Raw genomic sequence first — 14,557 nt, forward strand, 5'->3', positions numbered from 1 at the left:
TTATTGTGAATACTAACAAGCATTAGCCTAACTCGTACTGGCATTAGGGCGGTTGCCGCGACTGGTTTGGTGTAGCTGATAGATATCATCTACCCCTTCACGACTAGTTGTGGTGACCTGCAGATCCTTTAATAAACCGTCGTGTAAACCATACACCCAGCCATGTATACTCAGCTTTTGTCCTCGATCCCAAGCATATTGCACGGCTTTTGTGCGGGCTAAATTTTGCACCTGTGCTATCACATTCAACTCACATAAACGGTCAGTTTTTGCCTGTGCTATCAGACCATCAAGCTCTTGTTTATGGGTAAAACTGATGTCTTTTATGTGTCGCAGCCAATTATCGACTACTCCGTATTCGTCATGCCCTAAGGCGGCAGAAATGCCACCGCAGCCGTAATGACCACAGACAATGATTTGTTTTACCCTGAGCACTTCAATGGCATATTGCACCACGGCTAAACAATTAAAATCAGTGTGTACCACTTGATTGGCAATATTGCGATGCACAAACAATTCGCCAGGGGCAAGATCGACAATTTGATTGGCTGGCACTCGGCTATCAGAACAACCTATCCATAGATATTCTGGGCGCTGAATGGCTGCTAAGCGCTCAAAAAACTCAGGATCCTCTTGTTTGACCTTGGCCGCCCATTTTTGATTGTTGCTTAATAGCTGCTCTAAAGTTGGCATTTTTTGTTACTGCATCAAAGGTGAATTTTCAGGATTAAAGCTAAAGCCTGCAATGTCTGCTTCGCCAATAAGATGTTGAATGTATTGGGCTATGGCTTTTCTATGCACTTTATCATTTAAAAATTGTTTGATTTTGTCTTCAACCATAGAGTAGGGCAGTGCTTTACCCGGGACTTTGCGGTCAATATAAACCACATGTAAGCCAAAACGCGATTCAATCGGGCGGGCTAATAATCCTTCGTCTGAGGCAAATACCTGACGCTGAAATTCTGCTACCGTTTGGCCACTAGAAAGCTGGCCCAAGCTGCCACCGGTTTCTTTAGACGGGCAGGCTGAATACTTAAGGGCGAGTTGGGCAAAGCTCTGTTCATTTTGCTCTAACTGTATAATGATTTGTTCTGCGATGGTTTTGCATTCTGCACGGCGCTCGAGATCCTTGGGCTCAGCTAACAATAATATGTGTTTGGCTTCAACCAAAGGAGAGGTGACAAATTTCTCCGGATTCGCTTCATAATAACGTTTGCATTCTTCTTCTGTGGCCTTAGGGACCTTGGCTTCAATATCCATCAAATCATCAATTAAATTCGACTCACGCTCGTTGTCAGGTTGTTCGCCTGGGGCTAGCAATGCCAATTCCTGTGCTCTTTGCAAAATTAACTCGCGGATAATCAGGGTTTCAGCGGCTTTTACCATGGCTTCTCTGCGGCTTGACGCTGGGTGATACTGTATTTCTGTGTCAATGGCCGCCGCTTCTATTTTACGGCCATTTATGACAATCTCTGGGGTGTTGGTCAATGACATTTTATACTCCAAATAATAACTATCTGTTGCTTATTCTAAAAACTAAATCTTAGTGGTTATAGCCTTAATAGTCGGGCTAAATAGCCCGAGCTAACTATGCCTACTTTTGTCTAACAATTTGGTAGTTGCGGGCAATATACTGTACTGGCACACTCCAAATATGTACTAAGCGACTAAAGGGGAATAACACAAACAGGGTGATTCCTAAGGTCACGTGCATTTTATACACCCAGTGCACACCAGAAATAAACTCTACCGCTTCGTTTGGACGAAAGGTTAGTAAGTAGCGTGACCAGCTCATCAAGTTGTACATTTCGCTGCCGTCCATATGCCCAGAAGAAATGTAAATGGTGACCATACCAATAATCAGTTGCAGGTATATCAACAATAAGATGGCGGTATCCATGGCACTGCTGGTGGCGCGCACGCGTGGGTCAAACAAACGTCTTTTGACTAGCATGGTTAGACCAATAAAACACAACACACCAAACAGACCACCCACCCCCATAGCAATGAGTTGTTTCGCTGCTAATGACACACCTAATAAATGCCATACTTCATAAGGGATAACTAAGCCAGCAAAGTGACCCAGCAAAATGGTAATGATCCCGACGTGAAATAAGATGTTAGCAATACGAAAATTTTTATTGCTTAACATTTGGCTAGAGCCGGTTTTCCATGAGTATTGTTCGCGGTCATAACGCAACAAACTACCTAGCAAAAATATGCCTGTGGCGATGTAGGGATAGATCCCAAAAAAGAAAAAATCGATAAATGACATGATTAACTCCTTAACGCGCCGTCAGCTTGTTTTACTTCGCTGGCGTCAAAAAACTGAATAGGAACATCCAGATCACGACGTTGTGATTCAGACGGTTTGGATTGCTCTGTTGGGCAGCCACCATTAACGGCATCGCCACCAAAGGTGACGGCTTCTTCTTCCCAGACTTTATCTAGGGCTTTTTTGCCATCATCACGCTTCTCATTGGCTACTTGCAGGGCAATATCCTGCATGTCGATACTGGCGCCACTGATGTGTAACAAACTGGTGAATAGCGCCGCATAATTACAATCGCGTTTCTCTAGTCTTACCGCCAGTAACGCCAGTATAGGGGCGACGTCTTGCAACCAACCTCTGGCATTTTCTTCACCCTGGGTTGAGGCAAACTCAACAAAAAGTGGGATATAATCGGGCAATTCATGCACACCTATATCCAAACCTGCCGCGCGGTATTGCTTAAGTAAGTCCACCATGGCTTGGCCGCGATCCCGTGACTCGCCATGAATGTGTTCATATAACAACAAAGACAACATACGACCCCGTTCAAACAGGCCATCGTACTCTGACTGCCAATCAAGTAATTCACCGTTAAAACGCTGATCTACAAAGGCCAGAAGGGCATTTTTGTGTTTTACATCCAACAGGTCATCTTGTTGGATATAATCAACAATGTCCTGATGGTGAGCAAAAAGCTGCTCTGTCGGATAATCAATTAATCGCGACAATAAACTTAATAATTTCATATCTTTCATGGTTAGTCTTGCACCTCTACTGGAATAACCTGACGAACACCTTGTTTCTTATTCCCAAACAAGTCAGCTGAACTATCACCACCACTACAGCCATTACCAAAGGTAAAGCCACAGCTAGATTTCATATCGTAGGCATCTTCGGCATAAGATTTGTGGCTGGTGGGAATAACAAAACGATCTTCATAATTGGCCAAAGCCATATAACGATACATTTCTTCCACTTGGGCCACGGTTAAGCCCACTTCCTGCAAAGCGGCTAGGTCTTCTTCACCTTCTACTTGCTGCGCGCGTTTAAAAATACGCATTGCCATTAAACGTTCTAATGCCTTTAAGACAGGTTTTTCATCGCCAGCAGTCAGCAGGTTGGCCAAATACTTCACTGGTATACGTAAGCTTTCTAGGTCAGGGAAAACACTTTTTTTCTTGCCTTCTTTAGTAGCAATTTCTTTCATTGGCACTTTACCTGCCTTCACTGCACTTTGAATTGGGCTCAAAGGCGGTACATACCAGACCATAGGCAGAGTACGATATTCTGGGTGCAGGGGCAGAGCCACTTTCCAGTCCATGACCATCTTGTAGACTGGCGATGCTTGTGCAGAGTCTAACCAAGCTTGAGGAATGCCTTCTTTGAGCGCCGCTTCTTGTACTGCTGGGTCGAAGGGGTCAAGGAAAATATCACATTGAGCTTGATACAAGTCTTTGTCATTGGGCACTGATGCCGCTTCTTGAATACGATCGGCATCGTACAACATCACACCTAAATAACGGATACGGCCAACACAGGTTTCAGAGCAGATTGTAGGTTGCCCAGCTTCGATGCGAGGGTAACAGAAAATACATTTTTCTGATTTACCGGTTTTCCAGTTGTAGTAGATCTTTTTGTAAGGACAACCACTGACACACATGCGCCAGCCACGACATTTGTCCTGATCAATCAAGACTATGCCGTCTTCTTCACGCTTGTAGATCGCGCCGCTTGGGCATGAAGCCACACATGCGGGGTTGATACAATGTTCACATAAACGGGGCAAATACATCATAAAAGTATTTTCGAATTCCCCGTACATATCAGCCTGGATTTGATCGAAGTTAGTGTCTTTACGACGTTTGGAGAACTCAGTGCCGAGAATTTCTTCCCAGTTTGGTCCCCACTCGATTTTTTCCATACGTTTACCTGTGATCAGCGAGCGTGGGCGCGCTACTGGCTGGTGTTTACTTTCACCAGCTGTGTGTAAATGTTGGTAATCAAAATCAAAAGGTTCATAATAATCATCGATTTCAGGCAAATCTGGGTTAGCAAAAATATTGGCTAAAATTCTAAACTTGCCACCTTGCTTGGGTGCTAGTTTGCCGTTGTCATGGCGGGTCCAACCGCCGTTCCATTTTTCCTGATTTTCCCACTCTTTGGGGTAACCTATACCTGGCTTGGTTTCAACATTGTTAAACCAGGCGTATTCCACCCCTTCACGGGAGGTCCACACATTTTTGCAGGTCACTGAACAAGTATGGCAACCAATACATTTGTCTAAATTCAGCACCATGCCGATTTGAGCTCTTACTTTCATGGCTATTTCTCCGCCTTATTCAGTTCATCTTTTACTAAAGGGTTGTCAGTGGCGTCATCATCTAACCAATCAACTTTGGCCATCTTACGCACAATAACGAATTCATCGCGGTTACAGCCCACTGTGCCATAGTAGTTAAAGCCATAACTTTGCTGCGCATAACCGCCAATCATATGGGTGGGTTTCATCACACAACGGGTGACCGAGTTATGAATGCCACCACGGGTTTTGGTCATTTCTGAGCCAGGCACATTCACAATACGTTCTTGTGCGTGGTACATCATGCTCATGCCTTCTGGCACCCGCTGAGACACCACCGCTCTGGCGGCAATGGCACCATTGACGTTAAAGACTTCTATCCAGTCGTTATCCACTATGCCTGCACGCTCTGCGTCAACTTCAGACATCCACACTATGGGGCCGCCTCGAGACAAGGTCAGCATCAATAAGTTGTCTGAATAAGTGCTATGAATTCCCCATTTTTGGTGTGGCGTGAGGAAGTTAAGGGCGATCTCAACATTGCCGTTTGGCTGGCTGTTCATGATCGGCTTAACGGTTTTTAAGTTAATTGGTGGCTTGTATAAACACATGGTTTCACCAAAATCGCGCATCCATTCATGATCTTGATAAAACTGCTGACGACCTGTAAGGGTGCGCCATGGAATATACTCATGCACATTGGTATAACCGGCGTTATAAGACACATGTTCGTCTTCTAGGCCTGACCAAGTGGGTGAGCTGATGATTTTTCTGGGTTGTGCTTGTACATCTCTAAAGCGAATTTTTTCTTCCTGCTTAGGCAAGGCTAAGTGGGTATGATCTCGCCCCGTCAGTTCACCTAAGGCAGCCCAAGCCTTGACCGCTACTTGTCCATTGGTTTCTGGCGCCAGTGATAAAATCATTTCGGCTGCATCTATGGCGGATTCGATTTTAGGACGCCCCTTGTTAGCACCTTCTTCAAGATGAACATGATTCAGCTCACCAAGAAATTTCACCTCATCATCTGTGTTCCAGTTAATGCCTTTACCGCCATTGCCTTTCTCTTCCAGCAAAGGCCCAATAGAATTAAAGCGTTTGTAGGTATTCGGATAATCACGCTCAACCACCACTAAATTTGGTGCAGTTTTACCTGGTATTAGCTCACATTCCCCTTTCCACCAAGCTTTGACACCAAAGGGTTGGGCTATTTCAGCTGGGGTGTCGTGTAAGATAGGTACAGTGACTAAGTCTTTTTCCACACCCAAATGGCCCACACACACTTCAGAGAACTTCTGCGAGATCCCCTTGAATATTTGCCAGTCAGTGCGTGACTCCCAAACTGGGTCGATAGCAGCACTTAAGGGGTGAATAAAGGGATGCATATCAGAGGTATTCAAGTCATCTTTTTCATACCAAGTGGCAGTGGGTAATACTATGTCTGAGTACAAACAAGTAGTAGACATCCGAAAATCCAAGGTGACCAATAAATCAACTTTACCTTCAGCCGCTTCATCTACCCACTTCACGTCTTGTGGTTTTTTACCGCCGTCTTCACCTAAGTCTTTACCCATTAAACCGTGCTTAGTACCCAGTAAGTGGCGCAGCATGTATTCATGGCCTTTACCTGATGAGCCCAAAAGGTTTGAGCGCCAGATAAACATATTACGTGGGAAGTTCTTAGGGTTTTCAGGCTCCATACAGGCAAAGTCTAACTCGCCTGATTTAAGTCTTTTTACCGCATAATCTGCTGGTGTCATATCGGCTGCAGCAGCGTCTTTACATAACTGTAAAGGGTTCATGTTTAACTGTGGGGCAGAGGGCAACCAACCCATACGTTCGGCGCGAGAATTAAAGTCAATGATCGAACCAGACCATTTATCTTTGTTAGCAAGAGGCGAAACAATTTCTGTCATCTCAAGTTTTTCATAGCGCCACTGGCTAGAGTGGTTGTAGAAAAATGAGGTGCCGTTCATGTGACGGGGTGGACGTTGCCAATCAGTACCAAAGGCCAGTGGTTGCCAACCCGTTTGTGGACGGAGTTTTTCTTGACCTACGTAGTGCGCCCAACCGCCGCCACTTTGACCAATACAACCACACATCATTAACATGTTGATCAAACCACGGTAGTTCATGTCCATGTGATACCAGTGATTCATACCGGCACCCACAATGATCATTGAGCGACCTTTGGTTTTGTTGGCATTGTCGGCAAATTCACGGGCAATGTTGATCACATCAGCGCGCGCTACCCCAGTAATCTGTTCCTGCCAAGCGGGGGTGTAAGGAATATCATCATCGTAAGACGAGGCAACGTTAGGATCGTTATAGCCATTGTCTACCCCGTAATTGGCTAAGGTTAAATCAAAAACAGTGGCCACAAAGGCTTCAGTGCCATCGGCCAAGGTGATTTTCTTCGCCGGAATTTTGCGTTTCAGTAAGTCATCATGTTCAGTGTGCTGGAAATAACCAAATTCATGTTCAGCACCACCAAAATAAGGAAAGCCCACTTCGACCAACTCATCATGATCATCTTTTAGGCTTAAGCGTAACGATAGTTCGTCACCGCTTTTGCCGTCAGTTTGGGTAATGTTCCACTTGCCTTTTTGTCCCCAACGATAACCCACAGAGCCTGTAGGCGAGACTAATTGACCATCGGGCTCATTAATAGAAATGGTTTTCCATTCTGGGTTGTTGTCTTGACCTAAACCTTCTGCCAAATCTGAGGCGCGTAAAAAACGCCCTTGTTGCAAACTGCCGTCTTCGGCTTTTTCCAGCATCACTAGTACCGGGAAGTCGGTGTAACGACGCACATAATCGGTAAAGTAAGCAGAAGGTTTTTCGACGTGGAATTCTTTCAAAATAACATGCCCAAACGCCATGGCCAGCGCCGCGTCAGTACCTTGTTTAGGCGCCAACCACTGGTCGGTCAATTTGGCTACTTCTGAATAATCTGGGGTGATACCTATGACTTTGGTCCCTTTGTAACGCACTTCAGTTAAAAAGTGCGCATCTGGGGTACGAGTCTGTGGCACATTAGAGCCCCAGCAAATAATGTAATTGGAGTTATACCAATCGGCTGACTCTGGCACATCAGTCTGTTCACCCCACACTTGTGGAGAGGCGGGCGGTAAGTCACAGTACCAATCGTAGAAACTTAAGCAGTTACCACCAATTAGTGACAAGTACCTTGCACCTGCCGCGTACGACACCATAGACATAGCGGGAATAGGTGAAAACCCAGAGATTCGGTCTGGTCCATACTCTTTGGCAGTGTAGACGTTAGCCGCAGCAATGATTTCATTGGCTTCTTTCCAATCAGCACGGATAAACCCGCCTAAGCCACGTTGTTGTTTATATTCTTTTGCTTTGATTGGATCTTCAACAATTGAGGCCCACGCATCCACGGGGTCTTTATGTTGTAATTTGGCCGCGCGCCATAACTTGACTAAGCGTTTGCGAATTTTTGGATATTTTAAGCGGTTGGCACTGTAAATATACCAAGAATAACTTGCACCACGAGGGCAGCCACGGGGTTCATGATTGGGTAGGTCAGGGCGAGTACGAGGATAATCGGTTTGTTGGGTTTCCCATGTAACCAGACCGTCTTTGACATAGATTTTCCAACTGCACGAACCCGTGCAGTTAACGCCATGGGTAGAGCGCACAATTTTGTCGTGCTGCCAGCGACGGCGATAACCGTCTTCCCAATCTCGGTTTTCTTCGGTTGTTACACCGTGACCATCGGCAAACGATTCTTCGTTGCGTTTAAAAAATTGTAATCTGTCTAAAAAGTGACTCACGCTAGACTCCTCTGGTGATATTTACACGCGCATAATGTGCTGTAATGGCATGGGCTAAGTGGATTAAAGTTGAATTAAGGTTGCGCCACAATAGGGGATAAAATGGGCCTGATAGGGGGAGTACTCCTTAAGGGGTAGTTGATAAATTACACTGTTCCTTGCCACGAAAGGGGTTTAGACTAGATTGCATCATAATTAAACGCGCAAATTATCGATTTTGCTTTTTGTAGGTATCACTTTTGTCTCATGTTTAAAACGATTATTCACTCCACAGTCTTTAAAATTGTCGCGCTGATGTGCACCATCAGCTTTTTGGCGATAGCTAGTATGCTGAGTACTTTTATGATCAGTGATAATGCCCAGTTAGATGCTAAGGCCGTTAACGTGGCAGGCTCCTTACGCATGCAAAGTATGCAAATGTTGTCTAATTTGCAGCAACAGGCAGCACAAAATACCACTGATAATAGCCAGAACATTAATAGCAATATTCAAAGTTTTGAGCGCGACCTCACGACAGGCGTGTTGGCAAACCAGTTGATTAAAAGTGACGGTGAGCTGTTAGCGGTTCAGCATCAACAGGTTTTGACTTATTGGTTCGATGTGATCAAACCTAGCTTACTCGCGTCGCTGAATAATAAAACTGTGCCAGCCAGTTTGTATCTTGAAGTGGCGTCTTTTGTTGCACAAATAAATATATTGGTGACTGCATACCAGCAACATGCAGAAGCTAATATTTCACTTATCCGTTTAATCCAAACCTTATCATTATTTGCAACCTTAATAGTGACTGCTGTGACTATGCTTATCGTCAATAAGCAGGTAGAAAAACCCCTGTCTAATTTGTTAGAGGCAGCCAAACAGATCAGTCGTGGCGATTATACTGCGCAAGCTGATGTCAGTGGAAAGGGAGAACTTGCCATATTAGCCAAGGTATTTAATAAAATGAGCGGCAATGTGTATCGCTCACAAACGCATTTAGAAAAGCGCGTACAGGAAAAAACCCGCAAGTTAGAAAACAATCACAAATCCATGGCATTGCTTTATCAACTAGTAAAAAGACTGAATGAATTTAGCGATCAGAAACAAGATTATGGCCCTATTCTGAAACAGCTTGCTGAAGTCACAGGGGTAAAGGATCTTGACTTATGCATCATGACAGCTAATGGTCAGGCTCCCTATGAACACTTGCTAAGCGCAAGCAAAACTTTGCCCGATAAATGTATTGAGCAGGAGTGCGGCGAATGCACCGATCATGATGTACTTTTTCCCCAAACAGGCAAAGAAATAAAATATCCCTTAAGCCGAGGTGAAAAAAACTACGGGGTCTTGGTGTGTAATACCCAAGGCGAGCAACTTGACGAATGGCAACATGAATTGTTTGTGTCAGTGGCCGATCAAGTGGCGACTGGACTGAGTATGCGCGACCAACAAGATCAAAGCCGTAGAATTGCACTAATGAACGAACGTACAGTGATTGCCAGAGAATTACATGACTCCCTAGCCCAGGCATTATCTTATTTAAAGATGCAAGTAAGCCGCATGCAAAAACTACGACAACGTGATAGCACCAAAGAACAAATGGATGAGGTGATTGGTGAGTTAAAAGGCGGATTAAGCTCAGCCTATCGAGAACTACGTGAATTACTTACGACCTTCAGATTAAAAATCGACGGTCAAACCTTAAAGGCTTCTTTTGAACAAACCATTGAACATCTCAAAGTACGCTCCGATGCCATTGAGTTTACGCTGGATTTTAAGGTGGATAATATCCCCTTTACCCCACAAGAAGAAATACACCTCTTGCAAATTGCCAGAGAAGCCACCCAAAATGCCTTTTACCACTCTCAAGGCAACCGTATTGAAACCACATTGCTGCAGGATGAAGCAGGCCAAGTAAAACTCACCGTCAGGGATAATGGGGTGGGGATCGCACCAGATCCCAGTAAACTTAATCATTATGGTTTGGCTATTATGCAAGAGCGCAGCAGCAGCTTGGGCGGGACTATCAAGGTTAGCCAAGCACCTCTAGGCGGAACAGTGGTGGCCTTTAGTTTTGAACCTGAATATGCCCAATCATTAGGGGCACTCAAACGCACGGCGTAGAGCATTGCCCTAATCTCACCAAGGTTTAGGCTGCGGCTAGATAAAAGATATCCATGGATGAGCAAACGGTCAGACATGGATTGTCTTGCACCCCCAAAGTTATCCTCGCCATTGAAATCCCTCATCAATAGGTTTTACAGATAATAAACCTAATGAGCTGAAGTAGTGAGGCTTAGGTGTTATTTGCTAGATGAAAACGCCACAACCTCTTGCATGATTAAATCCTTTAAATAATCTAAATATTGATCAATATAGTTGCCGTGCTCTCCAATCAGCCAAGGGTTCATTAGGGTATGACGCAATACAAATAGGTGATCTGCCTGATCGCTTTGTTGCACATCTAGTACTAAGGTGGTTTCATCCAACCCTAAGTTTTGACATAAGTTTGAGGCAGCCTCTTTACTAAGGTAAGCCTTGAGAATTTTAGTCGACGAGGCGATAAAGGATTTATTTTGTAATGGCTGACTGGGGTCAACTTTTAGTCTGTCGTATAGCCGTTCCATCAGCTTATTCATGCGGCCAACGTTGACATTACCTTTGAGGTTAATGGCCAGACAGATCAAGTTTGTGTCCGGTTCAATGGGAATATTTAGCTGTAAGTGCGGGGCTAATTCTTTGGCTAGAGACATAGCACGATCATAAAAATGCTCTGTCGCTGTAATCGTTAGCTGGGGTAATCTGCCCAAGCCTTGGGCGTTGAAGGGTAAAACTTCCTCGGCTACAGACACAGCTGCCGCTACCGCCCCCGGTTTTGACCCTTCAAATATATACTGCCCTAGCTGGGGTTCCGGCGAATCGTATTTATTTCCAGTGAATACATAAGGTGCATCTTCCACCATAAAACCTCTGGCGGCCTGATTGCGGCAAACAAAGGCACCACAACCAAAAGGAATATAACCTAATTTATGTGGATCTATGGTAATGCTCTCCACTTGTGATAAAGCCGCAAAAGCGGCATATAGATCAGGGGATGGAAAATAGCGGAATTCTTTTTTTAGTTCAGCGTAAGCGCGTAGTTGGTTTTGTTCGTCTCTGAATAGGGCTGATAGATAACCACCCCAAGCCGCATCGATATGAATAAAAAACTCTAGCCCCTGAGCACGGGAACTATCTCGAATAGTCAGCATATCTGCAACAGGATCAATAGTGCCAAACTCTGTGGTGCCTAATACACCCACTAAAGCCAATACAGGTTGCTGCTGTTCTGCGTATTTCGCCATTAATTGAGCCAATTCGGCGCTGCAAATGCGCATTTTTTCATCTGTTGCGACTTTGACTATTTGCTGAGTGCCTAAACCGAGAATTTTGGCAGATTTTTGCCAAGAATAATGGGCGGTAGTGGGGACTAACAATAGTGGCTGTTTTAAACCGGGATGTTGGGCAAAAAAGTCTATGGGACCAAGGTGTTCGATACGAGCTTGGCTAACCTGCTGCAAGATGTTTTTTCTAAGCGATTCAGTACAGTTTTGTAAGGCTTTAAAGAAATCAATCCTTAACTGCACTATTTGATCAAAAGGCAAATTAAAAAGTTGCCATTGAGTATGATCTGCTAAAGGGTGTTGGTTAAGTGTAAGCGTAAAATCGGCAAAATTTGCCAGGCCTTTTTGTAATGCTAAGGGATAATACTTTAGCGCTTTGGCATACCAAACGGCTTGGTAATTTGCCACTGTGCCGCCAGAGGTGAGATGGCCAAAAGCACAGGGGAAGTGTTGGGGAACAGTATTAAAACCAAACATATTAGCGAGTTTTTCACCATACTTTACTTCAAGATCTATGGTGACCGGAGCAGCATCGGCACAAACATTATTAGGATTATATAAAGTGGTGATCATCTGCGCCAAAAGGCCCGGCATCAATAGGTCAGAAGACATATGTCCGATATAACGTGGATGGTAAAAAGGTACGGATTGTCTGAGTTTGGCACTAAGCTTATGCAAGGATTGTTTGGTCTTAGCAATACTTTGTAAGTATTGCGGCTGAAATTGCACATCGGCTTTAATAGGCGGCTCATCTTCAGGGTGGAATCCCCGTCGCCAAGACACATGCTCTCGGTAAAACTCTAACCAGATTGATTCAAATACCGAATTGTTTTCAGCATATGCACCTAAAAAAAAAGGCGCTAGTTCATTGCTCTTAGACATTGGCTATCTCTTTGGTGTTTTTGTTATCAGGTAAAAGACGTTTTTGAAAAGTAGAAATGTGCCAGGGCGTAATTAAAGCTTAAATACGCCCTGCTAGTATCAACATTCTATTGCTGTTAGCTAAGGTTGTTAAGGGTTATAAAACTCGCCATCTTTGCGTAAATAGAACCAATAATTGATCAACACGCAGACCCCATAAAATACAGCAAAACCAATTAATGCGACTTCAGGTGTAGTGGCTGTAATCTGTTCACCCAGTACTTTGGGTATATAAAAGGCACCATAGGCAGCGATAGCGGATGTCCAACCTAAGACTGGTCCCACTTGCTCTTTGGGGAAGACCATAGCGATGGTTCTGAAGGTGGAACCATTACCTATACCAGTGGCGGCAAATAATAATAAAAACAGCACAAAGAAGGGCACGAAGTATTCTTCAGGTGATACCGATTGATAGGCAGCTTTCATGTAGTAGGCTACACCCAACGCACTAGCCACCATGACCACAGAGCAAACTTGGGTGACTAAGGCCCCACCAAATTTATCCGCAATCCAGCCGCCAACGGGGCGAATAAGCGCACCTATAAAGGGTGCCATCCACGCGTACATGAGGGCGCTAGGGCCATTGGGATTAATAGTGTCATGGGTCATAGTACCGTCCACCATAATATGGCTGTAGCCAAAGATGACTTTTATAGACAATGGAAAAGACGCTGCAAAACCAATAAACGAGCCAAAGGTCATGGTATAAATCAAACTCATCACCCAAGTATGTTTGTTATTAAATATTTGATATTGGCGGGTTAAACTGCTGCCAATTTGCCCGGGTAACCATTTTAATAGCACCACAGTGGCTACCACTACCATGACCAATACCAGTTCTTTAGGTACGCCAAATCCTGAACCGTTAGCTGACTCAGGTAGCATTAACCATAAACCAAAGGCCGCGGTAATAAAGCCAATAGATAACATGATGCTGATCAGGGCAAAAGAAGACAGGGGGTTTCCAATATCAGGAGACACATCTTTGGTACGAATATTATTCATACCAAACCAAGTAGCAATGCTCAGTGGCACCAACAACAACACCCATAAAAAACCAGCATTGGAAATGTAACTCTCGGTGCCAGCGGGTATTTTACCTATCAAGGTGCCTGAAGTATTGATCAACACCATAGGCTCGCCACTGAAAATACCAAAGGCTGCAAAGGTCATAAACAAAGGCACCAATATTTGCATGCTGGTTACCCCAAAATTGCCTAAACCTGCGTTTAATCCAAGCGCTAAGCCCTGCTGGTTTTTCGGAAAGAAAAAACTGATGTTAGACATGGAAGAGGCGAAGTTTCCGCCTCCTAAGCCAGATAATAAGGCCAATAATTGAAATTGCCATAAAGGCGTCTCAGGATTTTGCAACGCAAAGCCTGTGCCTATGGCTGGGATCAGCAATAAGGATGTCGTGAAGAAAAGGGTATTTCGGCCACCACACAATCGTATGAAAAAACTACTGGGAATGCGCAATGTGGCACCCGTTAAACCGGCAATCGCCATTAAAGTAAATAGCTCTGCATTGGTAAAGGGAAAACCCAAATTAAGCATTTGTACGGTTATTATTCCCCAGAACAGCCATATGGCAAAGCCACATAATAAAGCTGGGATAGAGATCCATAGATTTCTATTTGCTATTTTTTTTCCTTCCTTTTCCCAGAAGTCAGGATCTTCGGGATCCCATTTTTGTAGGTCAGCCATGGTACTTTCTCCGCATTAGTAGACTATCTCGAAGACACTATGGTTTAACCTTAGACTTGAAACAATCAGCATCAATGGGTAGAAGGAACGAATTTAGTGATGATAAGATTTTTGAAAATAATCAAACTTGAAATTGAATGTGAATTCCTAACATACTGAATAATAAGATTAATTTCGGCTTTTTAAATATGGGTTCCAC

General features: G+C 44.3%; 9 protein-coding genes. 1 reads left to right on the forward strand and 8 read right to left on the reverse strand.

The window, feature by feature from the left end:
* Positions 1–27 precede the first annotated feature (27 nt).
* The 6 genes from can to GMES_RS09975 all read right to left on the reverse strand — a co-directional run bounded on the left by can (position 28) and on the right by GMES_RS09975 (position 8,371).
* Positions 28–693: a carbonate dehydratase gene (gene can / locus GMES_RS09950; RefSeq protein ID WP_006992540.1), complete on the reverse strand. Its 666-nt coding sequence runs from the start codon at positions 691–693 to the stop codon at positions 28–30.
* Positions 694–699: 6 nt separating this feature from the next.
* Positions 700–1,494, reverse strand: a complete 795-nt coding sequence (locus GMES_RS09955; RefSeq protein ID WP_006992541.1) for a peptidylprolyl isomerase — start codon at positions 1,492–1,494, stop codon at positions 700–702.
* 100 nt (positions 1,495–1,594) lie between these two features.
* Entirely contained in the window at positions 1,595–2,275 is a 681-nt protein-coding gene (narI, locus tag GMES_RS09960; protein ID WP_006992542.1) for a respiratory nitrate reductase subunit gamma, read from the reverse strand.
* A gap of 2 nt (positions 2,276–2,277) precedes the next feature.
* Positions 2,278–3,027: a nitrate reductase molybdenum cofactor assembly chaperone gene (gene narJ, locus GMES_RS09965; protein ID WP_006992543.1), complete on the reverse strand. Its 750-nt coding sequence runs from the start codon at positions 3,025–3,027 to the stop codon at positions 2,278–2,280.
* Between the two features lie 2 nt (positions 3,028–3,029).
* The gene (gene narH, locus GMES_RS09970; RefSeq protein WP_006992544.1) at positions 3,030–4,592 is read right to left on the reverse strand and encodes a nitrate reductase subunit beta; all 1,563 of its coding nucleotides are present in this window, start codon (positions 4,590–4,592) and stop codon (positions 3,030–3,032) included.
* Positions 4,593–4,594: 2 nt separating this feature from the next.
* Complete coding sequence (locus GMES_RS09975; protein WP_006992545.1) at positions 4,595–8,371, reverse strand: nitrate reductase subunit alpha; 3,777 nt, start codon at positions 8,369–8,371, stop codon at positions 4,595–4,597.
* Between the two features lie 327 nt (positions 8,372–8,698).
* Here GMES_RS09975 and GMES_RS09980 point away from each other — a divergent pair, with 327 nt between their 5' ends.
* On the forward strand, positions 8,699–10,474 hold the full coding sequence (locus GMES_RS09980) for a histidine kinase (protein WP_226990282.1): 1,776 nt from the start codon (positions 8,699–8,701) through the stop codon (positions 10,472–10,474).
* Between the two features lie 179 nt (positions 10,475–10,653).
* On the opposite strand, the gene GMES_RS09985 is transcribed toward GMES_RS09980, so the two are convergent.
* On the reverse strand, positions 10,654–12,615 hold the full coding sequence (locus tag GMES_RS09985; RefSeq protein WP_006992547.1) for a pyridoxal phosphate-dependent decarboxylase family protein: 1,962 nt from the start codon (positions 12,613–12,615) through the stop codon (positions 10,654–10,656).
* Positions 12,616–12,744: 129 nt separating this feature from the next.
* Positions 12,745–14,358: an MFS transporter gene (locus GMES_RS09990; RefSeq protein WP_006992548.1), complete on the reverse strand. Its 1,614-nt coding sequence runs from the start codon at positions 14,356–14,358 to the stop codon at positions 12,745–12,747.
* Positions 14,359–14,557: the final 199 nt, after the last annotated feature.

Source organism: Paraglaciecola mesophila KMM 241 (assembly GCF_000315015.1).
Taxonomy (GTDB): domain Bacteria; phylum Pseudomonadota; class Gammaproteobacteria; order Enterobacterales; family Alteromonadaceae; genus Paraglaciecola; species Paraglaciecola mesophila.